Raw genomic sequence first — 26486 nt, 5'->3', positions numbered from 1 at the left:
TCCGTTCGGGGTGGCGCCCGGTGGGCGTACCCAGAGTATTTGGGCTGAAGGCGCGGCCACTGAGCAGATGCCGCCCATCGTCGGGCCGGATATGGTCATGCCGCCCGCAGCCGATGCGGACGCTGTTGTCGCAGGGCAGGGCGCTCCGGCGACCGTGGAGCCCGGCGTCCGGCGGATGCTGCGGCGGCGGCAGGCGGCTGTGCTGATTTTCCTGCTCATCGCGATTGTGGTGCTGGTGGTCGGGCAGGTCGTGCGGAGCAGCAACAACAGCGCGACTCCGGTCGACAAGGCGGGGACGGGGGCTCTGGCGCCCGGCGCTCAGGGCGTACCCGTGAAGCCGGCGGAGCCGACTGCGACCGCGACTGCCGCTCCCACCAAGACCACTGCGGGTGGAATTCCGCCCGATGCCGTTGATCAGCCGCCGACGAAGGCACCGACGAACGTGAGCTCGACCGGATTCTCCTTCGTCGGAGGGTACGGGCCGGTGCTCGGCACGACCGGCACGCTGCGGCGGTTCAAGGTGGCGGTGGAGAACCGGACCGGGAACGGTAACGGGAACGAGTTCGCCGCTGAGGTCGACCGGATCCTCGGTGACCCGCGGAGCTGGATCGCGGGGCGGCAGTTCCGGCTGCAGCGGGTTCCGCAGGCGGCCGGGTCGGAGTTCACGATCTATCTGAGCTCGGCGAAGACGTCGGAGAAGATGTGCGCGACCGGGGGTCTCAAGACGGCGGCGTTCAGCTCGTGCCGGATGCCCGGGCAGGTCATCATGAACCTCGACCGGTGGCGTGATGCCGTGCCCGACTACGACGCGCCGCTCGAGGTGTACCGGGCGTACACGATCAACCACGAGGTGGGACACCAGCTCGGGCACTCGCACGAGGCCTGCCCGGGCAAGGGGAAGCCCGCTCCGGTCATGATGCAGCAGACTTACGGGCTCAACGGGTGCGTTGCGAACGCCTGGGCGTACCTGGACGGGAAGCGGTACGCCGGGAACCCGATCGACTGACGAATGATTCCCGCGTCCCGCATGTCGGGCCGGTGTTCCTCGTCATTCCCACTCCGGCAATCAACGAGCAACAATGGTGGGCGCACCTTACCGTCAACCCGGGGAGTTCACCGTGTCACTGCCCCCGCTCGTCGAGCCGGCGGCTCAGCTGTCGATCGATGAGATCCAGCGCTATTCCCGTCACCTGATCATCCCTGACGTCGGCATGGCCGGGCAGAAGCGGCTCAAGAACGCCAAGGTGCTCGTCGTCGGCGCCGGCGGTCTCGGTTCGCCGGCCCTGCTCTACCTGGCCGCGGCCGGGGTGGGCACGCTGGGCATCGTCGACTTCGACACCGTCGACGAGTCCAACCTGCAGCGCCAGATCATCCACGGTGTCTCCGACGTCGGCCGGCCCAAGGCCGAGTCTGCCGCGTCGAGCATCCGCGAGATCAACCCGCTGGTGAACGTGGTCGTCCACAACACCGCCCTCGACGTCGACAACGTCAAGGAGATCTTCAGTCAGTACGACCTGATCGTCGACGGCACCGACAACTTCGCGACCCGCTACATGGTCAACGATGCCGCGGTGCTGCTCGGCAAGCCGTACGTCTGGGGTTCCATCTACCGCTTCGACGGCCAGGCATCCGTGTTCTGGGAAGAGCACGGCCCCTGCTACCGCTGCCTCTACCCCGAGCCCCCGCCGCCCGGCATGGTCCCGAGCTGCGCTGAGGGCGGCGTCCTCGGCGTGCTCTGCGCGTCTATCGGCTCCATCCAGGTCAACGAGGCCATCAAGCTCATCACCGGCATCGGCGAGCCCCTGGTCGGCAAGCTGATTGTCTACGACGCCCTCGAGATGGAGTACCGCAAGATCAAGGTCCGCAAGGACCCCAACTGCGCACTCTGCGGCGAGAACCCCACGGTCACCGACCTCCTCGAGGACTACGAGGACTTCTGCGGCGCCGTCTCCACCGAGGCCCAGGAAGCCACCCTCGACGCCACGATCACCGCCAGGGAGCTCAAGGAGTGGCAGGACGCGGGCAAGGACGTGTTCCTCGTCGACGTCCGCGAGCCCGCTGAGTACGAGATCGTCTCGATCCCGGGCGCCACGCTGATCCCGAAGGGCGAGATCCTTTCGGGCGAGGCACTGTCCCGCTTCCCGCAGGACCGGCAGATCGTGCTCCACTGCAAGTCCGGCGTGCGGTCTGCTGAGGCGCTGGCCGTGATCAAGTCGGCCGGCTTCAAGGACGCCGTACATGTCCAGGGTGGGATCGTTTCCTGGGTCAACACTGTTGATCCTTCGTTGCCTTCTTACTGATAGCGCTTCGCTTTAGGTCAAAGGCCGTCCGTGCGCCCGGGGTCCGGGGGTGCGGGCGGCCTTTGGCATCGAGCGGGGTGGGTGGCCGGGTTGCGGTGGGGGAGTGGCTGGGCGGGCGCTTGCAGCGCGGGGCGCTTGCAGACCACGGAGGGTGGGGCGCTTGCAGCGCAATCAACAGCGCGGCGCGGGGCGCCGGCTCAGGTTTCGTCGGGCTCCAGGAAGAGGGCGGCCAGTTTCGGTAGGCGGCGGTGGATTTCTTCTGGGTTGTCGAAGTCGAAATCCCAGGCTGGGTCCAGGTCCGGGTAGGTGATGGTGAAGGCGTTGTCGGGTAGGTCCTTGCCGCTGGCCTGGCGGTGGGCCGTCCAGGCGATGCCGAGGATGTCTTCGCCGGAGAGTTCCATTTCGTCGGCGGCGGCTTGGATGACGGCGGGGTGGTCGGCGAGGCTGTCCGGGTCGGTGAGTGCCTGGTCGTAGGTTGCCTGGCCCTGGGCGATGAGCCAGCCGCGGAAGTAGTCGAAGCCGTCGTCGGAGGCGCCGCCGTTGATCGTGTACGCGGCGGCCCACAGGTCCGCGCGGTATGAGTGGGCGAGCAGGTCCCACAGCGGCTGGGCGAATGCCTCGATGTCGGCAGGTGGGCGGCCGGCCAGCAGGGAGGTCGCGCGGGCGGCGATGTCGTCGGCGTCGCGGGGGTCGGTCAGGTCGGCTCGGGCCTGGTCGATCAGGTGCCATACGTCTGTGGTGTCCACGACGATGATTGTGACGGGCGGGCGAAAGCACCGGGACCGTTGTAGCGTCACGAGGGTGGTCGATATCGATGCGGCGATCGGGTACGTCGTGGCGCACGGTGACGCCGTTGAGCGGGCTCGGCTGTCATATCTGAGGGCGGGGAGCCGGCCGTCCGAGAGTGTGCTGGAGCGGATCGACAGCGGGCAGACCGCGGCCGGTGGGTGGCCCGCCGGTGGGGATCGCGACGTGCCTTCGGTTGACGCGACCTGTTTCCGGCTGGCGGAGCTTGACGACCTCGGGGATCTGGGCGGCGAGCACATCGACAAGGCGCTGGCCTGGCTGGCGGCGGTGCAGCGGCCCGACGGCAGCTGGCAGGAGGATGCCGCGCTGGCCGCGGAGGCTCCCGCGTGGGCGATGCCGGGCGATCCTGAGGCGACGCTCTATCTGAGCTCGGTGGCCGGGTTCTGGATGTCCGTGGCGGAGCTCGAAGCCCATCCCCATCATGAGGCGCCGGCCCGTCATGGCGACACCCTCGCCAGAGCCGCTGCCTTTGTGGCCGGGCAGTTGCGACCGGACGGGACGTGGCCGTCGTTTCTGGCGGCAGGCTGGCATGCGGCGGGACTGTTGAACGAGGCCCAGTTCTTCTACGAGTCGGCGCGGGTGCAGTTGGTGCTGGGTGACCGGCTCGGTGACATGTCCGCGGCGGATGTCGCGAACATGGCGGCGGCCCTGCGCCGGGTCAACCTGGGTGATGACTGGCTTCTGCGCAGTGCCCGGAAGCGGCTCGGGGAGACGCAGCGCACGGACGGCGGCTGGGACAGCGACGAAGGCCCCATCTTCGACGTCAACATCACCCTGACCGCCATCCGCGCCTGCCGTTGAAGCGCTGCAGCTGAAGCGTCCGCCGCTGAAGCGCCTGCCGCTGAAGCATCTGCCCAGATCAGCGCGTGTGGCCGTTGCCCGTCACCACGTACTTCGTGGAGGTCAGTTCGGGGAGGCCCATCGGGCCGCGGGCGTGGAGTTTCTGGGTGCTGATGCCGATTTCGGCGCCGAAGCCGAACTCGCCGCCGTCCGTGAAGCGGGTCGACGCGTTGATCATGACGGCTGCCGCGTCGACGCCGGCGGTGAAGCGGCGGGTGGCTGTCACGTTTTCGCTGACGATGGCCTCGGTGTGGCCGGTGCCGTGGCGGCGGATGTGGTCGAGGGCGTCTTCGAGGGTGTCGACGACGGCGACGGCGATGTCCGCGGAGAGGTATTCCTTGTCCCAGTCCTCGTCGGTGGCCGGGACCACGCCGTCGAGCGTGGCGACGCGGGGGTCGCCGTGGATGGTGACGCCGGCGTTGATCAGCTCCTCGACCACGAGGGGGAGGAACGTCTCCGCGAGGGTGGCGTTGACCAGGAGCGTCTCCGCGGTGTTGCAGGTGGAGAGGCGCTGGGTCTTGGAGTTGAGGACCACGGCGAGGGCTTTTTCGAGATCGGCGGCCTCGTCGACGTACACGTGGCAGTTGCCGACGCCGGTTTCGATCACCGGGACCGTGGATTCCTCGACCACCGTCCTGATCAGCGAGGCGCCGCCGCGGGGGATGAGGACGTCGACCAGGCCCCGGGCGCGCATCAGCTCCTTGACCGAGTCGCGGCTGGAGGCGTCGAGCAGCTGGATGGCGTCGGCGGGGAGGCCCGCGTCGGCGACCGCTTTGCGCAGCACCGAGACGATCGCGGCGTTGGAGCTCATGGCCGAGCCGGAGCCGCGCAGCAGGACCGCGTTGCCGGATTTGAGGCAGATGCCCGCGGCGTCGGCGGTCACGTTGGGACGGCCCTCGTAGATGATGCCCACCACGCCGAACGGGACCCGGATCTGGCGTAGCTCGAGGCCGTTGGCCAGGGTCGAGCCGCGGATCACGTCGCCGACCGGGTCGGGCAGGGCGGCGAGCTGGCGCAGGCCTTCGGCCATCGCGGTGATGCGGTCGGTGGTCAGGCTCAGCCGGTCGATCATGGATTCCGACAGGCCTGATGTACGCGCATTCTCCACGTCGACGGCGTTCGCGGTGACGATGTCGTCCGCGCGCTCGACCAGGCGTGACGCCATCAGGAGCAGCGCCGCGTCCTTCTCCGAGCGGATGGCGGAGGCCAGGTCGATGGCGGCGATCCGCGCGTCGGCGGCCTGCTGAAGCACACTCACGATGATCTCCAAAGTCGAAAGGGGCTTGGGGAGGCGGTCAGGAAAGTCGTCAGAGCAGGACCAGGTCGTCGCGGTGGACGACTTCGCGTTCGTAGCCGGGGCCGAGCGACGCGGCCAGCTCCGGGGTGGAGCGCCCGAGCAGTGCGGGCAGCTCGACCGCGTCGTAGTTGACCAGCCCGCGGGCGATCGGGGCGCCGGAGCCCGCGTCCACCAGGTCGACGGCGTCGCCCGCCGCGAACGAGCCATCGACGGCGGTGATGCCGGCGGGCAGCAGTGACTTGCGCCGGGCGACGACGGCGGTGACCGCGCCGGGGTCGAGGTGCAGCCGGCCGCGGGGGGAGGTGGCGTGGGCCAGCCAGAAGAGCCGGGCGGTGGGCCGGTGCTGGGCGGCATGGAACAGGGTCCCGACGTCGTCGCCGTCGAGGGCGGCCGCGGCCAGTGGCGCCGCGGTCAGCACGACGGGGATGCCGAAGCCGGTGGCGATCCGGGCGGCCTCGACCTTGGTGACCATGCCACCGGTGCCGACCCCGGACGAACCCACGCTCCCGACCGAGATATGCGACAGATCGGTGTCAGGCGAGACGAGCGGCACCCGCTGTGATGTGGGGTCTGCGGGGTTACCCGTGTAGAGCGCGTCCACGTCGGAGAGCAGCACCAGCAGGTCGGCCTGCACCAGGGCGGCCACGAGCGCGGCCAGCCGGTCGTTGTCCCCGAAGCGGATCTCCTCGGTGGCCACGGTGTCGTTCTCGTTGACGATCGGCAGGGCACCGAGGTCGAGCAGCTTGCGCAGGGTCCGGTAGGCGTTTCGGTAGTTCTTGCGCCGGGTCACGTCGTCGACCGTGAGCAGGACCTGCCCGACGGTCAGCCCGTGTCTTGCGAGGCCGGCTGCGTACCGTGCGATCAAAAGGCCCTGGCCCACCGAGGCCGCGGCCTGCTGGGTGGCCAGGTCGCGCGGACGCCGGCGCAGTTTGAGCGGGGCCAGGCCGGCCGCGATCGCGCCGCTGGAGACCAGCACCACCTCACGGCCCTGCGTGGCCAGCTTGCCGAGCACGTCGACCAGGGCGTCGACGCGCAGGTCGTCGATACCGCCGGCGGCCGTGGTCAGCGAGGACGACCCCACCTTGACCACGATCCGGCGAGCTCCGGTCACCTCGTTGCGCACCCGGCCCATTCTGCTCGCCGCGGCGTGCCGGGCGGACTTCACATCCCATATCGTGGCGACGGTGACACCAGAGGAGTACGTGGAAGAGGTGCTGCGGCTCATCGAGGCCATCCCGGAGGGCAAGGTGATGTCCTACGGCGCGGTCGCGGACGCGCTCGCCGACCGTTCGGGGCGCAACTCCGCCCGGCAGGTCGGGAACATCATGGCGCGGCACGGCGGCGCGGTCCCCTGGCACCGCGTGGTGAACAGCGCCGGCCGGATGCCGCCCGGTCACGAGCAGGAGGCCCGGCAGCTCCTACTCAGTGAGGGCGTGCCCCTGAAGGGTGACCGCGTTGACATGGCCAAGGCGAGCTGGACCCCGTAGCTAAGCCTTGAGACCGATCCAGTCGACCGTGCCGCGCATCTGGAACTCGAAGAACTCGCGGCGGGCGTCGATCGTGTTGGCGAGCTGGCCGAACAGCTCCGCGCTGACCGCGCCGCAGACCTGGATCCAGCCGGCCATCGCCCGCCCGGCCAGCTGCGGAGCCATGCCCGGCAGTGCGAGCTCCGCGAGTGCGTGGAACTCCTCGCCCAGCTGGCCGTCGACCGGGCTGCCCGCCGCGGCGTGACCCGTTGTCGCGGCTTCGGCCACGACCCTGGCGAACGCGAAGATGACCCGGGTCGCCGAGCCGATGGTGTCGGAGGGCGCCTGGTAGCCCGGCACCGGACTGCCGTAGACGAGGGCCCACTCGTGCGGGTTGGCCAGCGCCCAGTTGCGGACGGCGTGGGCTATCTCGACCCAGCGCTGCGGCGCCGTGGGAAACACCGGGACTGCTTCGGCGGCGGCGCCCACGGCGTCGTACGCGTCGATGATCAGTGCCGTGAGCAGCTCGTCCCGGCTGGCGAAGTAGCGGTAGAGGGCGGACGACGCCATCCCCAGGTCGCGGGCGACCGCGCGCAGCGACAGGTTCGCGCCCTCGATGGCCAGGTGCTTGCGCGCGGCGGCCTTGATCTCGTCGGACATCTCGGCGCGGATCCGCGCGCGCAGCGAAGCGGCACTCATGGAATCAGTGTGCCACACCGAGAGCACTGCTCTTGACTCAGTCGCGTGCTCTGCTCTTAACTGAGAGCAGTGCTCACAAAGGAGAACGCCATGCAGGTAATCGTCGGAGCGGGTCCGGTCGGGACGGCAATCGCGCACCAGCTGGTCGAGCAGGGGCAGAAAGTCCGGATTGTCACGCGGAGTGGGAGCGGGCCGGAGCACCCGATGATCGAAAAAGTCAGAGCTGATGCGGCGAAGGGGCTCGTGGAGATCACTCAGGGCGCGAGCGTGATCTACAACTGCGTGAACCCTCCGTACACCAAATGGCCTGAGCTCTGGCCCCCGATCTCGAGAGCGATGATCGCCGCGGCGAAGGCGAACGACGCGGTCCTGGCCATCACCGGCAACGTCTACGGGTACGGCCCCCAGCCCGACGGCCGCATGACCGAGCACACGCCCCTCGCGGCAACCGGGGTCAAGGGCCGCGTCCGCAACAAGATGTGGCAGGACGCCCTGGACAGCGGCATCCGCACGACCGAGGTCCGCGGCTGCGACTACGTGGGCGCGGGCGCCTCCGGCGTCTTCTCCGCGGTGATCGGCCCGGCCATCGCCAAGGGCCGCACCGCGTATGTGCCGGGCGACCCGGACGCCCCGCACACCTGGACCTACATCGGCGACATGGCCACCGCGCTGGTCCGGCTCGCCCGGGACGAGCGCGCCTGGGGGCGGGCATGGCATGTCCCGTCAGCCCCGGCGGAGAGCGTCCGGCAGCTCGCGGCCCGGCACGCCCAGCTCGCCGGCGTGCCGGAGGTGAAGATGCGCAAGCTGCCGCGCTGGGTGATGCGGACGGCGGGTCTGGCGGTGCCGATGGCCCGCGAGCTCGCCGAGATGGACTACCAGTTCTACGGCCCGTACCTCCTCGACGCCACGGAGACGGCCCGCACGTTCGGCCTGCAGCCCACCGACCTCGACGTCGCCATCCGTGAGGAGGCGGCCTACAGCAGCAGCCCCACCCCGCCGCGCCGGGGATCGCCGGCCGCGCTGCCGGCGGCTACGGCGGTGACGCCGCCGAAGTAGTGGTCGAGCTCCGGCCACCGCTGGATCCGCCAGCCCGCCGCGGCCAGCGCGTCCAGCTCATCGGCGGGATATCCGGGTTCGGCGTGCACGGTGTCGTCGACCACGTGGAACCGCGGGCGGCTCAGGGCCGTCCCGGTGTCCAGGCCGTCGACCAGCACGCCGAGCAGCGTGTCGATCAGCGCGGTGCGGATGCGCGAGGCCCCGGCGGACCCGGCCGCGAGGGCGAGATCGCCGGCCGCGTCGATGACGACGAGCGGGCACATGTTGGAGGACATCCGCCGGCCGGGGGCGAGGTCGTCGGTGATCAGCTCGCCCTCGCCGAGCATCGAGTTGAGGTTGATGCCCAGGCCGGGCAGCCAGACTCCGGCGCCCAGCCCCAGCGTGGTGGTGATGACGCAGGCGTTGCCGTCCGGGTCGACCACCGAGACGTTGGTGGTGTCGCCGATCTTCTGCCGGCCGAGGTCGCGCAGGGCTGCGGCGAGGGCAACGGCACGCTCGGGCCGGGGCAGGCCGGTGAGGTTCGCGGGCAGGGCCGCGATGGTGTCGACCGTCCGGCTGAGGTCGTGCCGGGCCCGCACCCGGTAGGACCCCAGCGTGGCGTGATCGACCGGCGTCTCGAGCACCCGGTAGTTCGCCAGGTCGAGCGGGCCGATCGAGCCACCGGCTTCGCGTACGGTCTCGACGAGCTGGGCTCCGTACGCACCGGTGTAGAAGAGTGACGGTCCCTCGTCGGCCAGCCGTGCCATGGCGGTCGCCAGCCCGGGGTGGAAGAGCCGGTCGCCGCCGCCCAGCAGCCGTCCACCCGGCGCGTAGACCTCCGCGCCGGACCCGTAGGTGAGCGCGGGCGCGCAAGACTCCAAGGTCCGCGCGTGCGCCGCGGGCAGATCGGCGCCCGTGACCGCGAGTTCGTGCGCCGGTGCCACCAGCGACTCCCACGGCAGCCGCCCCCAGCGCCGGTGCACCTCACCGCAGCCCGCGGGCACGCCCGGCACGGCGACGCTCGCACCGCCGATCGCGTAGACCTGGGGCATCCCGCCGAAGAACACGTCCACCGAGACCATCGGGCCCGGTTCGAGATCACCGTCGGTGCCGGGAACCGCGACGAAGAAGTCGAGGCAGGTGACGTTGCCCGAAGCCGCATCGAAGTATGTGGCAAATCCCCCACCGCCCAGCCCGGTGTAGACGGTCTCCGTCACACAGGTCGCGAGCACGGCGGCCACCGCGGCGTCGGCCGCTGAGCCTCCGGCCTGCAAGATCCGCATTCCCGCGGCGGCGGTGGCCGGGTGACTTGCCGCGACCCCGGCGGCGATCGGCCTGGACTGCTGGGAGAACTCCATTGGCGGAAGCGTAGAGGTCAGGGCCCCGGATGGTTACCATCCGCGTCCATGACGCTCGCCGATCCCCCCACCGGCGTACAAGCCTTGCCACGCCGCACCTTGGCCGGGTATGCCCTGGGTTCGCTGGTGACGGGATCTTTCGGAACCGTGCCCGGTCTGCTCCTTCTGCCCTATCTGACCGACACGCTCGGCGTGGCCGCGGGCGCGGCGGGGCTCTTCGTCCTGCTCCCGAAGGCGTGGGACGTGCTGGTCAACCCGGTGGCGGGCCGGCTCTCCGACCGCAGCGGTGCGCGGCGCCCGTACCTGATCATTGCCGGTCTGCTCCTGGGTGTGCTCTTCGCGGCCATCTTCGCCGGGCCGTTCAGTCACGGCGGCGCGGCCGGTGCCTACGTGGCGTTCTCCTTCCTCGCGGCGGCCACCGCGTATGCGTTCTTCCAGGTGCCCTATGTCGCGATGCCCGCCGAGCTGACCAGCGATTACGCCGAGCGGACGAGGCTGATGACGTGGCGGGTCGCGGTCATCGCGGTCGCCATCCTGGTCTCCGGCGCGCTCGCCCCGCTCGTGGTCGACTCGGGCGGCGGCGGCCTGACCGGCCACCGGTGGTCCGGCATCTTCGTCGGCTCCCTCATCGTCGTGGGCACCCTGGGTGCCTTTTTCGGTACGCGCGGAGCCCAGCAGCACACCGCCCCCGAACCGGAAAGCAGCCTCCGCGTCCAACTGGCGACGGCCTTCGCCAACGTGCCCTTCCGAGGTCTCCTGCTCTGCTGGATCGTCCAGTCGGCGGGCATCGGCACCCTGCTCGCCGGCGTGCAGTACTTCGCCGACCACATCCTCGAGCAGGATTCCGGCGCGACGTTCCTCTTCGCGGCGTTCGTCGGCCCGGCCCTGCTGGTGATGCCACTGTGGAGCCGCGTCGGCGCCCGGCTCGGCAAGCTCCGCGGCCTGATCATCGCGTCGCTGCTGTTCGCCGTGGGTGTTGTGGCCCTGCTCACCGCCGGTGTCATGCCCGCCCCCTTCACCTATGCCTTCGTCGCCGTCGTGGGCTGCGGATACGCCGGGCAGCAGGTCTTCGCGATGGCCATGCTCCCGGACTGCATCGCCTACGACACTGCCAGAACCGGGCGGCGTCAGGCGGGCGTCTTCACCGGCCTGTGGACAGCGGGCGAAACTCTGGGGCTCGCGTTCGGTCCCGGCATCTTCGCGCTGATCCTCCAGGTGTTCGGTTACGTCTCGTCATCCACAGGGGTCCCCGCGACCCAGGACGGAACTGCCAAGCTGGGGGTGCTGCTCGGCTTCACCGTCGTCCCAGGGCTGCTGGTGGGTGCTGCCGTGCTGCTGCTACGCCGCTACGACGATCGGGGGCAACGGTGATCGACGCACTTCCCGCCCGGGGGATCCCAGCCGGGCAGGTCCTTGCTGAGCTGCGGAAACTTCGGGAGAGCGATCTGCCGACGCACGGTGGGCGGCTCTTTGCGTACGTGTACGACTCCGATGTTTCCGGGCTGGACGAGTTGGCGCTGCGGGCGTACGACATCTCCGCCCATGTCAACGGCCTGGACCCGACCGCCTTCCCGTCCCTGCTCGCCATGGAGAACGCGCTGGTCGCAGCGGCCGGCAGACGCCTCGGCGGCGGCCCTGGCACGGCTGCTCCCGAGGTTGTCGGCAGCGTGACCAGCGGCGGCACCGAGTCCCTGCTGCTCGCCGTCAAGGCGGCCCGGGACGCCGCCACCACGCGCAGCCCCCGCATCGTGGTCCCGTCCACCGCGCACGCCGCGTTCGCCAAGGCCGCGCACTACCTGCGTGTCGAGCTCGACGTGGTCCCGGTCGGCGCCGACCTGCGCGCCGACGTCGCCGCGACCGCCGATCGGATCGGCCCCGACACCGTGCTGATCGTCGGTTCCGCGCCCTCCTACGCGCACGGCGTCATCGATCCGATCCCCGAGCTCGCGGCTCTCGCCCAGCAGCGCGGGGTGCGGTTCCACGTCGACGGGTGCTTCGGCGGCTGGGTGCTGCCCTATCTGCGGGACCTCGGCGCGGACATCCCGCCGTTCGGCTTCGAGGTGCCGGGCGTCACGAGCATCTCGGTTGACCTGCACAAATACGCGTACGCCCCGAAGGGTGTCTCGGTTCTCCTGCACCGCGACGCCGAGCTGCGCCTCCCGCAGTACTTCGCCTACGCGGGCTGGCCCGGCTACACGATGATCAACCCGGTGGTCTCCTCCACGCGCTCCGGCGGCCCGATCGCGGCGGCCCTCGCCACCCTGCGCCACCTGGGCGGCGACGGCTATCTGGCACTCGCGACCAAGACCCAGGAAGCCGTGGAGATCCTGGCGGCGGCGGTCACCGAGACTTCCGGCGTACGCCTCTACGCGCCCCCGGTGATCGTCGTGTGCCTCGCCACCGATCCGGACGTCGATCCGTTCGTCCTCGCCGACGAGCTCGCCGCGCTCGGCTGGCACACCCAGCCCCAGATGGCGTACGAACAGCTGCCCCCGACCATCCACCTCACCGTGACGGCCGCAGTGCGCGCGACGGCGACGGAGTTTGCGGCCGACCTCGCCGCAGCAGTGACCGCGACCCGCAAACGCGGCCCGGTCCCGCTCCCACCCCTGCTGGGCGACCTGACCTCCGAGATGATCACCCCCGACCTGATCGGCGGTCTCGCCCTGCAACTGGGCCTGGAGCCCGGAGCACCACCCGGCCCGATGGCCGCGGTCAACTCCCTCCTCAACGTCGCACCTCCGGATTTACGGGAGGCGCTCCTGACCGGCTTCCTCAGCCTGCTCCAACGTCCATCCTGGTAAGGGGTAGGTTGACGGCGTGGCCGCGCTACCTGGAGTCGTCGGTGATCCCATCAAGTTCGTGCTGAACTGGGGACGCCGTTATTCGCTGTGGGTCTTCAACTTCGGCCTGGCCTGCTGCGCGATCGAGTTCATCGCGACGAGCATGAGCCGCCACGACTTCATGCGGATGGGCGTGATCCCGTTCGCGCACGGCCCCCGCCAGGCCGACCTCATGGTGGTGTCGGGCACGGTCACCGACAAGATGGCGCCGGCGATCAAGCGGCTCTACGACCAGATGCCCGAGCCCAAGTACGTCATCTCGTTCGGGTCCTGCTCCAACTCCGGCGGCCCCTACTGGGATTCCTACTCGGTGACCAAGGGCGTCGACCAGATCATCCCGGTCGACGTCTACGTCCCGGGCTGCCCGCCCCGCCCGGAGGCGCTGCTGCACGGCATCCTGCAGCTCCAGGAGAAGATCGCCGCGGAGCAGGCCGGTGTCGGTGGCGTCTCGCGCCCCGATCCACTGCGCGACGCCGCCGCGCTGACCGCTCCCGTGGTCAAGCCGCCCAGCTGATCTTTGCTGACGGTCGTGTGTGCGACATACAGCTATCGACTTGCGGGGCTACCCTGCGAATCATGAGCGAACAGTCGCGGCCCGACTTCATCATCGACGTGCTGACCAGGGAATTCGGCGAGTTGATCGCGGTCGATCCGGCAGCCTTCCGGCGCAAGTTCCGCAAGATGGCCGCGTCGCCGTTCGCGTTCTACCGCGGTAGCGCGTCGCTCTTCTACGCCGACCAGGCCGGTGCCTATCAGGACGACCGGTTCCTGACCGAGCACACCAGCCGGGTCTGGATCCACGGTGACCTGCACGCCGAGAATTTCGGCACCTACATGAATTCCTCCGGGCAGCTCGTGTTCAACGTCAACGACTTCGACGAGGCCTACGTCGGGCCGTTCATCTGGGACCTCAAACGCTTCAGCGCGAGTCTGGCGCTCATCGGTTACAGCAAGGCCCTCTCCGACGACGTGATCACCTCGCTGGTGCGGACGTTCGCCGGCGCCTACCTGACCGAGCTGCGCGCGATCGCGCACGGCGGCGACGATGCGATCGGCTCGATCACGCTGGACAACGCCGACGGTGTGCTGCGGCGTGTGCTGCAGGAGGCCCGGCTCAACACCCGGGTCGACCTGCTCGCGGGTCAGACCACGATCGACGAGTACGAGCGCCGCTTCTCCCTCGGTGACGGTGTCTACGACGTCGACGAGCAGACCGCGGCCACCGTCACCGCCGCGTTCCAGGACTACCTGAAGACGCTGCCCTCGCACGGCGACGGGATCTCCACCGGGATCAAGGACATCAAGCTGCGCAAGGGCGTCGGCATCGGCTCGGCGGGGCTCCCGTCGTACAACATGCTGCTCGAAGGGCACACCCAGGCCCTCGAGAACGACGTGATCATCTACATGAAGCAGGCCCAGGTGCCGGCCGTGGCGCGCTGGATCGACGACGAGCGCGTCCGGGCGTACTTCAAGCACCAGGGCCACCGCACCGCCGAGTCGCAGCGGGCCCTGCAGGCGCACGCCGACCCGTGGCTGGGCTACACCGAGCTCAGCGGCGTCGGGCAGTTGGTCGCCGAGGTCTCGCCGTACGCCAGCGACCTCGACTGGTCCGACGTCAACGAGCCGGAGGAGCTGACCGGAGTGGTGGCCGACCTGGGCCGCGCGGTCGCCCGGATGCACTCGGTCGCCGACGACGAATCCAGCCACGACCTGGTCGACTTCTCCACCGAGGAGGCGATCGTGGCCGAGGTCGACAAGGACGAGGCCGGCTTCGTCGATGTCCTGGTGGACTTCGCGCACCGCTACGGCGACCAGGCCCGCGAGGACCACCAGGACTTCGTCGACCTCTTCCGCAACGGCCGGCTGTTCTAGCTCCTTTGGAGCGTGAAGGCCAGGCCGGCCGTGTTGCGTGCGGCCTCGTCGGGCTTGATCGTCACCGAGACCGCGGAGTTCTTCGGCATCGGCAGGTCGATCAGGCCCGGGTACGGCGTCGGGCCGACATCGACGCACTGCACGGTGTCCTCGAAGACAAAGCCTTCGTGCTGGACGAACGTGCCGTTCTTCAGCTCCATCTGGCCCACGATCAACTGGACGCTGCCCCCGCCCGCGCAGGCGACCCGCAACTGATACTCGCCCGCCTTCTTCGTCTCGACAATCGTCGACTGGCTGTCCGCCTCGGTCGTCAACGAGTCCTGCTGAGTCTCCGGGCCGGCCGAGAGCAGGCTGTTGGCCCGACCGACGTTGTACCTGGCCTGCGGGCTCACCGTGGCGGGCTCCCCGCTGTCCGCGTTCAGATACAGCGCGAGGGCGTACCCGGCTGAGCCCACAGCCTGCGCGTCACCGCTCAGCGACACCGTCAGCGTGCCTGTGCTCTGCACCCGGAACTGCAGATCAGCCGCTTCCGGCTCCGCTCCACAGGTCAGGACCTGCCCACCCAGATCGATCGGGTCACCCGAGTCATGGGTCAAGCTCGTGGCCACTGTCAGTACGCCGGGACCCCCGCACGCCACCGTCAGCGTGTAACCGGCCGGGTTCACGTCGTCGAAGTACGCCGTCCCGTCAGCGGTGACCGTGCCGTCCGACGCCTGACGGCCGGCGATGGTGACATCTACATCCCCGTGGCCCTCGCCATGCCGTTCAAGGACGGCCGCGCGGGCTTTGGACACCCATTGGCTCGCAGCGACGGGCTGCTGGCGATCGCTCATCCGCGGCAACCCGGCCACCGTGACCACCCCCGCGACGGCGAGCGCCGCGGTAGCGACCGAGACGAGCCGGATCGTCTTGCGACGGCGTACGGTCCGGCGGGCCGCGCCCGTCCCCGGCGGCAGCACCTGGGGCAACGTGTCGGCGCGCAGCCCGGCGAACAGGTTCTCGATGTGATCAGGCATTTCGCACCTCCTCGGTGGTGAGCTGAGCGGCCAGCGAGGCGCGGGCCCGGAACAACCAGGACTTCACAGTTCCCTCGGGTACGCCCTCCCGGTCGGCGATCTCCGCGATGGACATATCGGCCAGATAGTGCAGCACCGTGGCCCGCCGTTGCGTAGCCGGCAACGTGGCCAGCGCGGCGACCAGCGCCACCCGCTCCGGGCTCGGCCCGGCCACCTGCTCGTCCGCGGCCCGATGCTTCCGCAGGAACGACAACGCCGTCCTGGTCCGCCGCCACTTGCTGACCGCCAGATTCCAGGCCACCCGGCGGATCCAGGCAACCGGATCGTCGTACGCCGCCACGGCCCGCCACCGTGCCAGCGCACGGCAGAACGCCTCCTGAACCACGTCCTGCGCCTCCTGCCGATCACCGAAGTACGCGTACAGCTGCACCGTCAGATCGGCGTAGTGCGCGGCGTACAACTCGTCGAACGACACTTGCGGGGCAGGCACGGCGGTCGCCGGCTCGTGTCTTATCGCTATCGCCTCCGATGTCACGACCACTACACGCCCGAGTTATCCACAGGGTTGCGCCGCGTCGCCGAGCAGATTCCGGCGGGCCCATAGGATGAACGCCATGACGCCCGAAGAGGTCGGCGAGCGGATGGTCGCGCTGCTGACAGCCGACAATACCGACGCGCCGGTGGACCCATCGGCGATCACCGCGAGCGTCTCCGGCGGCGGCGGCGCCTATGCCCGGGCCGTCCTCGACGTGCCCGCCGCCCTCTGGTGGACCGCCCTCGACGCCGCCCGCGACCAGGGCGCCCTCGGCTGCGACTTCTTCGACTGGCTCTCCGCCGTCGACGAGGAATCCGAGGGCTTCACCGTCGTCGCCCACCTCTGGTCCACCCGCCGCAAACACGGCATCCTGATCAGAGCCCGCATCCCCCGCGACACCCCCGTCATCGAATCGGTCACCGACCTCTTCCCGGGCGCCTCCTGGCACGAGCGCGAAACCCACGAAATGTTCGGCATCGCCTTCACCCGCCACCCCGACCTCAGCCCCCTCCTCCTGCCGCCCGGCTTCCAGGGCCACCCCATGCGCAAGGAATTCATCCTCGCCTCCCGCGTCGCCAAGTCCTGGCCCGGCGCCAAAGAGCCCGGCGAATCCGAAGCCGGCACCGCCAAACGAGCCCCGATCAGACCCCCCGGTGTCCCCGACCCGAACGACTGGGGCCCCCTCAAGGGCAAGGTCCCACCCCCGGAAACCCCCGCCCGCCGCGCGCCTGCCGACCGCCCCGCCCGTCCTGCTCCGGGCGACCGCCCTTCTGCGCCTGCCGCGGCCGTCCCTCCTGCTGCGCCTGCTGCGCCTGCTGCGCCTGCTGCGCCTGCTGCGCCTGCTGCGCCTGCTGCGCCTGCTGCGCCTGCCCCTCCGGCCGCGCCTGCGGGTGAGGCTTCGACCGAGGCTGAGGGGGAGGGCTGATGCCGCTCTGGCTGGACCTGCTGGTGCGGGTCGTTGCGGTCCTCATCGGGTTCCTCGTGCTGCCGCTGGTCGTCGGGCAGGCGGAACACAAGGTGATGGCGCACATGCAGGGCCGCCTCGGTCCGATGTATGCGGGTGGGTTCCACGGCTGGGCGCAGCTGGTGGCCGACGGGGTCAAGTTCGTGCAGAAGGAGGACATCACCCCGCGTGATGCCGACCGGGCGGTGTTCCGGCTGGCGCCGATGGTGGCGCTCTTTCCGTACCTAGTGGTCATCCTGGTCATCCCGCTCGGGCCCGGCGGCCTTGTCGCTCAGTCCCTCGACGTCGGGTTGTTCTTCGTCCTCGCCGTCCTCGGCATCGGCGTGGTGGCCGTGCTGATGGCTGCCTGGGCGTCCGCCAACAAGTACAGCCTGCTCGGCGGTCTGCGCGGCGCCGCTCAGCTTCTCGGCTACGAGCTGCCCCTTGTGCTGTCCGCGGCGAGCATCGCCATGGCGGCGGGCACCCTGAGCCTGCCCGGCATCGTCGAGGCGTGGAACCCGTGGTGGCTGCTGTGGCAGGCGCCGGCCGCCCTGGTCTTCTTCATCTCCGGTCTTGCCGAGATCCGCCGGCCTCCGTTCGACATGCCGATCGCCGACTCGGAGCTCGTGTTCGGCTACATGACCGAATACACCGGCCTCCGCTTCGCCTTCTTCCTGCTCGCCGAATATGTGGGCATCGTCGTGATCGCCGCCCTGACCACGGTCCTGTTCCTGGGCGGCTGGCACGGACCGGCCTCGGACCATCTCGGCTGGCTCTGGACGCTCCTGAAGATCTTCGCGGTCGCCTTCGTCATCATCTGGCTCCGCGTGACCTACCCCCGCATGCGCGAGGACCAGCTCCAGCGACTCTGCTGGCTGATCCTCGTCCCGGTCTCGCTCGCCCAGCTCGTCCTGACCGCCGCCGTGAAGGTCGCGCTCTAACCGGCGCGGGTAGTGGTAGCCCTACCCGGTTCGGCCCGCTGGCTGTATCGATTCGGGTCGCTGTGTCGTCGAGGCTCATAGGAGTCAGGTAATCGACGACTCCGAGGAGTTCACATGTCCGTGCGACGCTTGTCCGGCCGCCACGTCGCCGCTGCTGTCACGGCCTTCGCGGTCCTGGCAGCAACCGCCCAGCCCGCCGCCGCGGCCGTCCGACATCCGCTCGCCCAGCCCCAGCAAGCCCAGGACGCAGCGAAGGATCCGGTGCTTGACGGGTTGCGGGGGATCGTGGCTGCGGACGGGTGGCCGGGGGCGCTGGCGAGTGTGGAGGCGCGCGGTGGGCGTACCCGTGATCTGGTTGCCGGGGTTGCTCAGGTGGGGACGCACCGGGCTGTGCCGGTCGACGGCCAGGTGCGGATCGGCAGTAATACGAAGACTTTTGTCTCGGTTGTCGTTCTTCAGCTGGTGGCCGAGAAGAAGGTCGTGCTGGACGCTCCCGTGGAGACCTATCTGCCGGGGCTGTTGCGCGGCGACGGGATCGACGGGCGCAAGATCACGGTGCGGCAGTTGTTGCAGCACACGAGCGGGCTGCCGAACTACACGGACTATCTCGAGCTCGAGGATGAGACGGACCTGCACCGGTATTTCGAGCCGCGGGATCTGCTCGATGCCGCGCTGGCCCATCCGGCGATCTTCGCGCCCGGGACGAGCTGGTCCTACAGCAACACGAACTACGTCGTCGCGGGGCTGCTCGTGGAGAAGGTCACCGGGCGGCCGATCATCGAAGAGGTGACCAGGCGGGTCATCGCGCGGGCGGGGCTGAAGCACACCTACTTCCCGCCGGTCGGGGAAGAGGTCATCCGGGAGCGGCACCCGAACGGGTACACGCCGGAGGACACCGGCAAGCTGCTCGACGTCACCGACCTGGACCCGTCGTGGGGCTGGGCCGCCGGGCAGATGGTGGGCACCCCCTCGGACCTGAACAAGTTTTTCACCGCGCTGCTCGACGGCAAGCTGATGCCGGCCGCCCAGCTCGCCGAGATGAAGAAAACCGTGGAGACCATCGACTTCATTCCGGGCGCACGGTACGGGCTCGGCCTCATGGGTTTCCCGCTCACCTGCGGCGGTCTGGCCTGGGGGCACGGCGGTGACATCCCCGGTTACGAGACCCGCGGTGGGGTGGCCGGGAACGGACGGGCGGTGCAGGTTGCGGTGACCTCGCTGCCGTCCACCGAGGATCAGGCGAACGGCGTGATGGAGTTCGTCGACATGGCCCTGTGCGCCACGAAGTGAGCTGAGAACGCGGGGTGGCCGGGCGCAGTTGCGGTGCGCCCGGCCATTGTCCGCTTTGGAGCTGGGAAACTACATGGATCAGGTCAGCAGCGTCACGGTGTAGTTCAGCGTGGTGCCGCTGGCCGTGTAGGTCGCGGTCTGCCCGTTCGTGCAGTACGACACGAAGCTGTTGCCCAGCACGTCGTCACCGGCTGTGGCGTGCACGAGGGGCCGGACGTCGGAGCCCTCGGTCAGCGGGGTCGAGGTGAGGTCGACCAGACGCCACTCGTTGATCGGGTAGTCGTCGGTCGCCGCGGAGAGAGCCCCGTCGCGGGTAGTGATCTGGAAGTTGATGACGAACCCACCGTTGTTCACGACGGCGATCTTCTGCACGCAGGGTGCGGCGAGCAGTTCGGGCGCGGCGGCAGCGGGCTGAGCTGCGGCTCCGAGCAGACCTGCAAGCCCGGCGGCGGCGAATGTGGCGGTGATGACCCGGTTCTTGACAGTCATAGGTGTCCCTCCATTGTGGTCGAACGTTTGCTGTCGCACACGTCTTAACCGGACACACGCCCATCAAACTGACGATCATCATTATTTACAAGTTAATCTGTGAAACCCCTGAAAATGATCTTCACGCCCTCACTGCGCAAACCTGCCCCTGCGCGATCACTCTGAGTTACTTCTGCGTAGTCACGGTGGGTTTTTGGAGGCGCGGCGATGAGGCGAGCACTGATTTTCTGGTGGGGGCCGCGACGCCGCACGGGAAGATGTGGTGGGGGTGTTCTCGCCTCTGCGGGCGGGACCGGGCAGGATATGGCCTTATGAGTGAGCAGGCAGAGCGGTCCACGCCTGGCAAGGGCCTGGTCAACGGGCTCGCCGTCACGCTCAAGACGTTGACCAAGCGGTCGACCACCCAGCAGTATCCCGATGTCGAGCCCGACCTGCCGCCGCGCTCGCGGGGCGTCATCGCGCTGCTCGAGGAGAACTGCACCGTCTGCATGCTCTGTGCCCGGGAGTGCCCGGACTGGTGCATCTACATCGACTCGCACAAGGAAGAAGTCGTCGTCCCGGGCGCCGCGCGGCCGCGGCAGCGCAATGTGCTCGACAAGTTCGACATCGACTTCTCGCTGTGCATGTACTGCGGCATCTGCATCGAGGTCTGCCCGTTCGACGCCCTGCACTGGTCGCCCGAGTTCGAGTACGCGGAAACGGACGTCCTCGACCTGCTGCACGACAAGAACCGGCTGGCCGCGTGGATGCCGACGGTCCCCGCACCGCCCGCGCACGATGTCCTGGGCGAACCCTCCAAGGAAGAGGCCACCGCGACCCGCAAGCTCGCCGGCCCGGGAGCGGCCACCGCCGCCAAAACCGCCAGGCCATCAGTACGCCCAAAGCCCCCCACAACCGCAACCCCCGAGCCGCCCGCAGCTCCTGGGCCGACTGCAGCTCCAGAGCCGCCCGCAGCTCCTGGGCCGACTGCAGCTTCCGGACCGACTGCAGCTCCAGAGCCGCCCGCAGCGTCTGGGCCGACTGCGGCGCCGGAGCCGGGGCAGTGACGGTCGCCGATGCGCTGTTGCTGGCGCTCGGGGCTGTCGCCGTAGGGTCGGGGACGCTGGTAGTCACCAGCACTCAGATCGTGCGGGCCGGCCTCTACCTGGTGATCAGCCTCGGTGCGATGGCGGGTCTCTACCTGGTTCTCGGCGCCGAGCTCGTTGCCTGGGTGCAGGTGCTGGTCTATGTCGGCGCGGTTGTTGTGCTGCTGCTGTTCGCGGTGATGCTGACGCGGGCGCCGATCGGCCCGTCCGCCGACCTGGACCGTCCGGCCTGGCCGGCGTTGGTTGTCGGGGGCGGGGTCGGGCTGGGCCTGGCGGCGTTGTTCGTGGACGCGTTCCGCTGGGTGCGTTACGGGATGCCGGCTCCGGGAACGACCGAGCGGATGGGCGCCGAGCTCTTCGGCAACTGGGTCCTCCCGTTCGAAGTCCTCTCCATCCTGCTCCTCTCCGCCCTGGTCGGCGCGATTATCCTGTCCCGCCCCGACATCGGTGCCCCAAAGCCCACCCCGGGCCCGCAGCCGCAGCAGCCCACCCCCGGCGCGCAGCAGCCCACTCCCGGCCCGCAGCGGCCCAACGTCAGTGCGCAGCAGCCCGACCCCAGCCCGCAGCGGGTTGAAGAGCCGGAGCGCGAGAAGCAGAAGGACGGGTCCTGATGCACGCGGTCATCCCGTACGTGACGGCGGCCCTGCTGTTCGGGCTGGGCGTCTACGGTGTCCTGCGCCGCCGGAACGCCATTCTTGTCCTGATGGCGGTCGAGCTGATGCTGAACGCCGTGAACCTGCTCCTGGTGACCGCGGACGTGACGCTGGACAACGGATATCGCGGCGGGGCGTTTGCGCTGTTCGTGATTGTGCTGGCGGCGGCCGAGGTCGGGGTCGGCCTGGCGATCATTCTGCAGTACTACCGGATGCGCGCGGCGGTCCACATTGACGATGTGCGGTTGGACGGGGAGAACGCCGGATGATCGCCGAGGTGCTGACTCCGCTGCTGCCGGGCGTACCGTTGCTGCTGGGCCTGGTGGGTCTGATCTTGAGACCGGGTGATCGCGGTCCGCGCAGGGCAGCTGCTTTCCTGGGGATCGCCGGCGCCGCGCTCGCGCTGCTGATCGCGATCGTGCTGGTCGTCGTGGTCGACGCTCCGGTGCAGGTCGGCATGGAGTGGGTGCGGTTCGGCGACCTGACCGTGAGCCTGAGTTTCTCGCTCGGCCCGGCCGCGCTCTATGTCGCGCTGGCGGTCTGTGTCGTGGCCCTCTGCGTGCAGATCTATTCGGTCGGCTATCTGCACGACGACCCGCGCTATGCACCGTACGCAGCTCAGGTCGCCCTCTTCACCGGCGCGATGCTGCTGGTGGTCTCCGCGAACGACCTGGTCCTGCTGCTGGTCGGCTGGGAGGTGATGGGCGCCTGCTCGTACCTGCTGATCGGTCACGACCGCCGGCTGCCCGAGGCGCCGGCCGCCGCGGTGAAGGCGTTCGTGGTGACCCGGGTGGGCGACGTCGGTTTCCTGCTCGGCATCGCCTGGCTGGCCGTTGACGCCCATACGTTCCGGATCGACGAGTTGCTGGCCGAGCCGGGGGTGCACACGGCGGCGATGCTGCTGATCCTCGCCGGGGTGGCCGGCAAGAGCGCGCAGTTCCCGCTGCACACCTGGCTGCCGGACGCGATGGCCGGCCCGACGCCGATCTCCGCGTTGATCCACGCGGCCACGATGGTCGCCGCCGGGGTCTTCGTGGTGTTCCGGCTGTTCCCGCTCTTCGCCGCGTCGCAGGTCACGCTTGCGGTGCTCGGGGTGATGGCCTCGGTCACGCTGCTCCTCGGCGCGCTGGCCGCCACCGCGCAGGACGATCTCAAACGGGTGCTGGCCTGGTCGACGGTGTCGCAGCTCGGGTACATGACCGGGGCGCTGGCCGTGGGCTCACCCGCCGCGGCGCTGTTCCATCTGCTCACCCATGCCGCGTTCAAGGCGCTGCTGTTCCTGGCGGCGGGCGCGATCATCCACGCGGTCGGGACGAACTTCATGTCGCGGATGGGCGGGCTGCGTACCCATATGCCGGTGACGTTCGTGGCATTTGTGGTGGGGCTCGGTGCGCTGGCCGGTGTGCCGCCGCTCGCCGGCTTCTGGACCAAGGAGAACGTGCTGGTCGCGGCCGCGCACGCCACCGAGGGCGGCGGTCCCGCGCCGGCCTGGGTGGGCTGGATGGTCTGGATCGCGGGCCTGCTGGGCGTGGCGATCACCGCCTGGTACGCGACCCGCCTGCTGCTGCGCACGTTCTTCGGCCACGTCCGCTCGCGCACCGAGGAGTGGTTCGTCGGCTTCGACGACGCGCGTTACGAGGTGCCGCCCGGTCCCGCGCACGACCCGCCCGGCGTTATGCGCTGGCCGTTGATCGTGCTCGCGGTTCCCGCCGTGCTGCTCGGGTTCGCCGCGTTCCTGCCCGGCTTCCGCAGCGCCCTCGAACTGGAGTCGCCGCACCTCGGCGTCTCGATCGTGGCGCCGCTGCTGCTGCTCATCGTCGGTGCGGGCAGCTCCTGGTGGCTCTGGCACACCGCCCCGGGCGTGGACCCGGCGCAGGCCCTCGGCCGGTTGCGGCCGTTGTTCGCCGCCGGCTTCCACCTCGATCAAGTGCAGGATCTTCTGGTCGTACGCCCGGTGCGCGCCCTCGCCGACGCCGTACGCCTCCTCGACGAGAAAGTGGTCGACGCCGCGGTGGAAGGCACCGGCACCACGACGACCCGGCTCGGCACCGTGCTCGCCGGCGCCCATCGCGCGGCCCTGCCCCGGGCGGCCGTCGCAGTCCTCGGCGGCGCGCTGCTGCTCGGCGTGCTGGCCGCGATCGTGGGGGTGGCCGGATGATCGGCCAAGTGCTGCTCGTCGCCGTCCTCGCGCTGCCCGCTGCAGGGGCACTCGTGACGGCGCTGCTCCCGGAACGAACCGCCCGGATCACTGCGACCGTCTTCGCGGCGCTGACCCTGGTCGTGGCGGTGAGCTCGTGGTCGTCCTCTGACGTCAGCTGGTTGTGGGTACCGCGGCTCGGCATCAACTTCCACCTCGGCGTCGACGGGATCTCCTACCCGCTCGTCGTGCTGACTGCGCTGCTGACCGTGCTGTGCTGCGCGTACACGGTGTGGAAGGTGCCTGAGGGCGGCTCCGGGCGTACCCTCAGCGCTCTGATCCTGGTCTTGGAAGTCGGCATCCTCGGCACCTTCCTCGCGCTCGACCTGGTCCTGTTCTTCGTGTTCTTCGAGGTCGTGCTCCTGCCGATGTACGCGGTGATCGCCGGCTGGGGCGGCCCGAACCGTCGCGCGGCGGCCCGCAAGTTCGTGCTCTACACCCTCGCCGGCTCGGTCCTGCTGCTGCTCGGCGTCTTCACCGTGGTCGCGGCGGCGGGCACCTCCGACATGTCCATGCTGGCCTATGGCGCAGGGCTCTCCCGCACCACGCAGTGCGTGGCCTTCACTCTCTTCGCGCTCGCGTTCGCGGTGAAAGCGCCGCTCTGGCCGCTGCACACCTGGCTGCCGGCGGCGCACACCGAGGCCCCGACCGTGGGCAGCGTCCTGCTCGCCGGCGTCATGCTGAAGATGGGCACGTACGGCCTGATCCGGATCGGCATCGGCGTGACACCCGAGGGCGCTGACTGGGCCTCCTGGGTGCTCGGGGCGTTCGCCGTCGCCGCGATCGTCGCCGGCTCGCTGATCTGCCTGCGCCAGACCGAGCTCAAACGCCTGATCGCCTACTCCAGCGTGGGGCACATGGGCTTCGTCCTGCTCGGCATCGCCACCCAGACGACTGCCGGCGTCCAGGCCGCGCTGATCGGCAACGTGGCTCACGGCATCATCACCGGCCTGCTGTTCTTCCTCGCGGGGGCGGTCAAGGACCGCGCACACACCGGCAACCTCGCCGACCTCGGCGGTCTGCGCGAGACCGCGCCCCGGCTCGCCGGGCTGGTCGGTTTCGCGTGCATCGCGTCGCTGGGACTGCCCGGCCTGGCCGGATTCTGGGGAGAGGCGTTCGCAGTCGTCGCGGCGCTCCACCGCGGCTGGACCACCTTCGCGGTGATTGCGGCGATCGGCGGCGCGCTCACCGCCCTCTACTTCATGCGTCTGCTGCGCAAGCTCACCCACGGCCCGGCGACATCCGCGCTGACCGGCATTTCGGCGATCACGCGTACGGAATGGCTCGCCTGGTCCCCGCTCATCGTCCTCACCCTCGCCGTCGGCCTGGTCCCGGCGCTGGTCCTCACCCCCGCGCTCGACTCCCTGGCGTCGATCGGAGCCCTGCGATGACCCAGGCCGTCAACAACCTCGCCCTGCTTCCGCTCTACGCCGCGGCGGGCACGGCCCTGCTGGTCCTCGTCTGCGACCTCGCATTCGGCAGATTCCAGCTTTTCGCCGGCGTTCTGGGCGCGACAGCAACCGTCTTCTGCGCCCTTTTCTCATCACCGCGGGACACGTTCTGCAGCGCGGACCTGTGCTCCTGGGTGGGATCGTCGCGTGCGGCCCTGCTCGCGGCCCTCTTCGCCGCGCTCACCGCCGGTGTTCTCGCGCTCTCCGCGGGCGCTCTCCGCGAGGGGTACGCCCCGGTCGGCGAGTTCTGCTTCCTGCTCACCTGCTCGATGGCGGGCGGCGTGACGGTTGCCTACGCGGGCGACCTGATCACCCTTATCGTCGGCCTCGAAACCCTGACCCTGCCGCTCTACATCCTGGTCGGGCTGCGCAGGCGCCTCGCGGGTGGCTCGTCGGCGGCGGTCACGTTCTTCCTGATCAGCGTGATCTCGACGGCGGTGGCCCTGCTCGGCGCGGCCCTGCTCTACATCGCCACCGGCGCCCTGCACCTGTCCGCCCTCACCGCGGGCACAGGCCGTTTCACCCATCTGGGTACGGTCGGCACGGCCCTGCTGATCATCGGCTTCGCCTTCAAGATCGCCGCGGTCCCCCTGCACGCCTGGGCCCCCACAACGTACGACGGCGCCCCGATCCCGGTCGCGACCTACCTCTCCACAGCGTCAAAACTCGGCGGCGTGATCGCCCTGGCCGCCGTGGTCCAGCGTCTCGACACCGGCCCGATCATGGCGGTCCTCGCCGTCCTCACCATGACGGTCGGCAACCTGGTCGCCCTGCGCCAGACCCGCATGGTCCGCCTCCTGGCCTGGTCCTCGGTCGCCCAGGCCGGCTACATCATCGCGCCCCTGGCCGCCGGATCCGACGGCGTAGAGGCAGCTTTCGCGTACGCCATCTTCTTCATCCTGCTGGAATTCGTCGCCTTCGCCGTGGTGGTCGCCCTGCGCGGCCCAGCCCTGGACGGCGGCACGATCGACGACTACCGGGGCGCGGGCCGCCGCAACAAATGGCTGGGCGCGGCCCTGGTCCTGTCCTTCGCCGGCCTGGCCGGTCTCCCGCCGGGCCTGGCCGGCCTGTTCGCCAAGATCACCGTGATCGCGTCACTGATCGACACAGGCTGGGGCTGGCTGGCGGGTGTGGTCGCCCTCAACGCGGTGATCGCCCTGGCCTACTACATCCGGGTCGCCGCCCTGCTCTATGCCCCGATCAAACCGGTCGGCATCTCGGTGGTCGACCCGGAACTCCTGCACCGAGCCACCCACCCCCGCCTCCCCGTCCCGGCAGCGGTGACCGCGGCGCTGGCCGTGGGCGCGGCAGCGGCGATCATCTTCGGCTTCGCGCCCCAAGCCATCTTCACCCTGCTCAGCCGTTGATC

At 69.7% G+C, this 26486-nt stretch carries 26 protein-coding genes; 18 read left to right on the top strand and 8 right to left on the bottom strand.

Translation table 11 applies throughout. The features are described 5' to 3' along the window. Positions 1-97 precede the first annotated feature (97 nt). Both Ahu01nite_RS11635 and moeZ read left to right on the top strand, forming a co-directional pair. Positions 98-1006: a DUF3152 domain-containing protein gene (locus tag Ahu01nite_RS11635; RefSeq protein WP_239158777.1), complete on the top strand. Its 909-nt coding sequence runs from the start codon at positions 98-100 to the stop codon at positions 1004-1006. Between the two features lie 112 nt (positions 1007-1118). Then, positions 1119-2300: an adenylyltransferase/sulfurtransferase MoeZ gene (moeZ, locus tag Ahu01nite_RS11630; protein ID WP_203836471.1), complete on the top strand. Its 1182-nt coding sequence runs from the start codon at positions 1119-1121 to the stop codon at positions 2298-2300. Positions 2301-2497: 197 nt separating this feature from the next. On the opposite strand, the gene Ahu01nite_RS11625 is transcribed toward moeZ, so the two are convergent. Then, on the bottom strand, positions 2498-3046 hold the full coding sequence (locus tag Ahu01nite_RS11625) for a DUF4240 domain-containing protein (RefSeq protein WP_203836470.1): 549 nt from the start codon (positions 3044-3046) through the stop codon (positions 2498-2500). A 55-nt stretch (positions 3047-3101) separates the two neighbouring features. On the opposite strand from Ahu01nite_RS11625, the gene Ahu01nite_RS11620 reads away from it, so the two are divergent. Then, positions 3102-3908, top strand: a complete 807-nt coding sequence (locus Ahu01nite_RS11620) for a prenyltransferase/squalene oxidase repeat-containing protein (protein WP_203836469.1) — start codon at positions 3102-3104, stop codon at positions 3906-3908. 58 nt (positions 3909-3966) lie between these two features. Here Ahu01nite_RS11620 and Ahu01nite_RS11615 read toward each other — a convergent pair whose 3' ends face one another. Both Ahu01nite_RS11615 and proB read right to left on the bottom strand, forming a co-directional pair. Further along, positions 3967-5205 carry a glutamate-5-semialdehyde dehydrogenase gene (locus Ahu01nite_RS11615; RefSeq protein WP_203836468.1) on the bottom strand — a complete coding sequence of 413 codons (1239 nt, stop codon included), beginning with the start codon at positions 5203-5205 and terminating at the stop codon, positions 3967-3969. Positions 5206-5254: 49 nt separating this feature from the next. Beyond that, positions 5255-6367 carry a glutamate 5-kinase gene (gene proB / locus Ahu01nite_RS11610; RefSeq protein WP_203836505.1) on the bottom strand — a complete coding sequence of 371 codons (1113 nt, stop codon included), beginning with the start codon at positions 6365-6367 and terminating at the stop codon, positions 5255-5257. A 61-nt stretch (positions 6368-6428) separates the two neighbouring features. Here proB and Ahu01nite_RS11605 point away from each other — a divergent pair, with 61 nt between their 5' ends. After that, entirely contained in the window at positions 6429-6731 is a 303-nt protein-coding gene (locus tag Ahu01nite_RS11605) for an MGMT family protein (RefSeq protein WP_203836467.1), read from the top strand. Here the strand turns inward: Ahu01nite_RS11605 and Ahu01nite_RS11600 are convergent, their stop codons facing one another. Continuing rightward, positions 6732-7409 carry a TetR/AcrR family transcriptional regulator gene (locus tag Ahu01nite_RS11600; protein ID WP_203836466.1) on the bottom strand — a complete coding sequence of 226 codons (678 nt, stop codon included), beginning with the start codon at positions 7407-7409 and terminating at the stop codon, positions 6732-6734. It abuts the gene before it with no gap. A gap of 90 nt (positions 7410-7499) precedes the next feature. Between Ahu01nite_RS11600 and Ahu01nite_RS11595 the strand changes: the two genes are divergently transcribed. Then, positions 7500-8465: an NAD-dependent epimerase/dehydratase family protein gene (locus Ahu01nite_RS11595; RefSeq protein ID WP_203836465.1), complete on the top strand. Its 966-nt coding sequence runs from the start codon at positions 7500-7502 to the stop codon at positions 8463-8465. Here Ahu01nite_RS11595 and Ahu01nite_RS11590 read toward each other — a convergent pair. After that, positions 8384-9802 carry a gamma-glutamyltransferase gene (locus tag Ahu01nite_RS11590; protein WP_203836464.1) on the bottom strand — a complete coding sequence of 473 codons (1419 nt, stop codon included), beginning with the start codon at positions 9800-9802 and terminating at the stop codon, positions 8384-8386. The two genes, Ahu01nite_RS11595 and Ahu01nite_RS11590, sit on opposite strands and share 82 nt — an antisense overlap. A gap of 48 nt (positions 9803-9850) precedes the next feature. On the opposite strand from Ahu01nite_RS11590, the gene Ahu01nite_RS11585 reads away from it, so the two are divergent. The 4 genes from Ahu01nite_RS11585 (at position 9851) to Ahu01nite_RS11570 (ending at position 14517) form a co-directional block, all read left to right on the top strand. Beyond that, on the top strand, positions 9851-11173 hold the full coding sequence (locus Ahu01nite_RS11585) for an MFS transporter (protein ID WP_203836463.1): 1323 nt from the start codon (positions 9851-9853) through the stop codon (positions 11171-11173). Next, the gene (locus tag Ahu01nite_RS11580; protein ID WP_203836462.1) at positions 11170-12606 is read left to right on the top strand and encodes a pyridoxal phosphate-dependent decarboxylase family protein; all 1437 of its coding nucleotides are present in this window, start codon (positions 11170-11172) and stop codon (positions 12604-12606) included. The genes Ahu01nite_RS11585 and Ahu01nite_RS11580 overlap by 4 nt, the downstream gene beginning before the upstream one ends. A gap of 16 nt (positions 12607-12622) precedes the next feature. After that, positions 12623-13159: an NADH-quinone oxidoreductase subunit B gene (locus Ahu01nite_RS11575; RefSeq protein ID WP_203836461.1), complete on the top strand. Its 537-nt coding sequence runs from the start codon at positions 12623-12625 to the stop codon at positions 13157-13159. 62 nt (positions 13160-13221) lie between these two features. Continuing rightward, positions 13222-14517, top strand: coding sequence for a DUF2252 domain-containing protein (locus Ahu01nite_RS11570; protein WP_203836460.1), 1296 nt, complete (start codon positions 13222-13224; stop codon positions 14515-14517). Here the strand turns inward: Ahu01nite_RS11570 and Ahu01nite_RS11565 are convergent. Further along, positions 14514-15533, bottom strand: a complete 1020-nt coding sequence (locus Ahu01nite_RS11565; protein WP_203836459.1) for a hypothetical protein — start codon at positions 15531-15533, stop codon at positions 14514-14516. The genes Ahu01nite_RS11570 and Ahu01nite_RS11565 overlap by 4 nt on opposite strands. Further along, positions 15526-16023 (bottom strand): RNA polymerase sigma factor, encoded by a 498-nt coding sequence (locus tag Ahu01nite_RS11560; protein ID WP_239158776.1) that lies wholly within the window; start codon positions 16021-16023, stop codon positions 15526-15528. Before Ahu01nite_RS11560 ends, Ahu01nite_RS11565 begins: the two co-directional genes overlap by 8 nt. A 124-nt stretch (positions 16024-16147) precedes the next feature. Here Ahu01nite_RS11560 and Ahu01nite_RS11555 point away from each other — a divergent pair, with 124 nt between their 5' ends. The 3 genes from Ahu01nite_RS11555 to Ahu01nite_RS11545 all read left to right on the top strand — a co-directional run bounded on the left by Ahu01nite_RS11555 (position 16148) and on the right by Ahu01nite_RS11545 (position 19242). Continuing rightward, positions 16148-16993, top strand: a complete 846-nt coding sequence (locus Ahu01nite_RS11555; RefSeq protein ID WP_203836458.1) for an NADH-quinone oxidoreductase subunit C — start codon at positions 16148-16150, stop codon at positions 16991-16993. After that, positions 16993-17952 (top strand): NADH-quinone oxidoreductase subunit NuoH, encoded by a 960-nt coding sequence (gene nuoH / locus Ahu01nite_RS11550; protein WP_203836457.1) that lies wholly within the window; start codon positions 16993-16995, stop codon positions 17950-17952. Before Ahu01nite_RS11555 ends, nuoH begins: the two co-directional genes overlap by 1 nt. A 114-nt stretch (positions 17953-18066) precedes the next feature. Beyond that, the gene (locus tag Ahu01nite_RS11545) at positions 18067-19242 is read left to right on the top strand and encodes a serine hydrolase domain-containing protein (RefSeq protein ID WP_203836456.1); all 1176 of its coding nucleotides are present in this window, start codon (positions 18067-18069) and stop codon (positions 19240-19242) included. Between the two features lie 78 nt (positions 19243-19320). Here the strand turns inward: Ahu01nite_RS11545 and Ahu01nite_RS11540 are convergent, their stop codons facing one another. Next, entirely contained in the window at positions 19321-19731 is a 411-nt protein-coding gene (locus Ahu01nite_RS11540; RefSeq protein WP_203836455.1) for a hypothetical protein, read from the bottom strand. Between the two features lie 311 nt (positions 19732-20042). On the opposite strand from Ahu01nite_RS11540, the gene Ahu01nite_RS11535 reads away from it, so the two are divergent. The 6 genes from Ahu01nite_RS11535 to Ahu01nite_RS11510 are packed head-to-tail and all read left to right on the top strand — an operon-like array spanning position 20043 to position 26484. Continuing rightward, positions 20043-20777 (top strand): NuoI/complex I 23 kDa subunit family protein, encoded by a 735-nt coding sequence (locus Ahu01nite_RS11535; protein ID WP_203836454.1) that lies wholly within the window; start codon positions 20043-20045, stop codon positions 20775-20777. Further along, on the top strand, positions 20774-21427 hold the full coding sequence (locus Ahu01nite_RS11530) for an NADH-quinone oxidoreductase subunit J family protein (protein ID WP_239158775.1): 654 nt from the start codon (positions 20774-20776) through the stop codon (positions 21425-21427). Before Ahu01nite_RS11535 ends, Ahu01nite_RS11530 begins: the two co-directional genes overlap by 4 nt. Continuing rightward, positions 21427-21738: an NADH-quinone oxidoreductase subunit NuoK gene (gene nuoK / locus Ahu01nite_RS11525; RefSeq protein WP_203836453.1), complete on the top strand. Its 312-nt coding sequence runs from the start codon at positions 21427-21429 to the stop codon at positions 21736-21738. The genes Ahu01nite_RS11530 and nuoK overlap by 1 nt, the downstream gene beginning before the upstream one ends. After that, positions 21735-23627, top strand: a complete 1893-nt coding sequence (locus tag Ahu01nite_RS11520) for an NADH-quinone oxidoreductase subunit 5 family protein (RefSeq protein ID WP_203836452.1) — start codon at positions 21735-21737, stop codon at positions 23625-23627. The genes nuoK and Ahu01nite_RS11520 overlap by 4 nt, the downstream gene beginning before the upstream one ends. Continuing rightward, the gene (locus Ahu01nite_RS11515) at positions 23624-25057 is read left to right on the top strand and encodes a complex I subunit 4 family protein (protein WP_203836451.1); all 1434 of its coding nucleotides are present in this window, start codon (positions 23624-23626) and stop codon (positions 25055-25057) included. The genes Ahu01nite_RS11520 and Ahu01nite_RS11515 overlap by 4 nt, the downstream gene beginning before the upstream one ends. Continuing rightward, complete coding sequence (locus Ahu01nite_RS11510) at positions 25054-26484, top strand: NADH-quinone oxidoreductase subunit N (RefSeq protein WP_203836450.1); 1431 nt, start codon at positions 25054-25056, stop codon at positions 26482-26484. The genes Ahu01nite_RS11515 and Ahu01nite_RS11510 overlap by 4 nt, the downstream gene beginning before the upstream one ends. Positions 26485-26486: the final 2 nt, after the last annotated feature.

This window comes from Winogradskya humida, from assembly GCF_016862215.1.
Classification (GTDB): domain Bacteria; phylum Actinomycetota; class Actinomycetes; order Mycobacteriales; family Micromonosporaceae; genus Actinoplanes; species Actinoplanes humidus.
The sequence above is the reverse complement of the archived record's forward strand: the minus strand, read 5'-3'. Positions and strand labels throughout refer to the sequence as shown.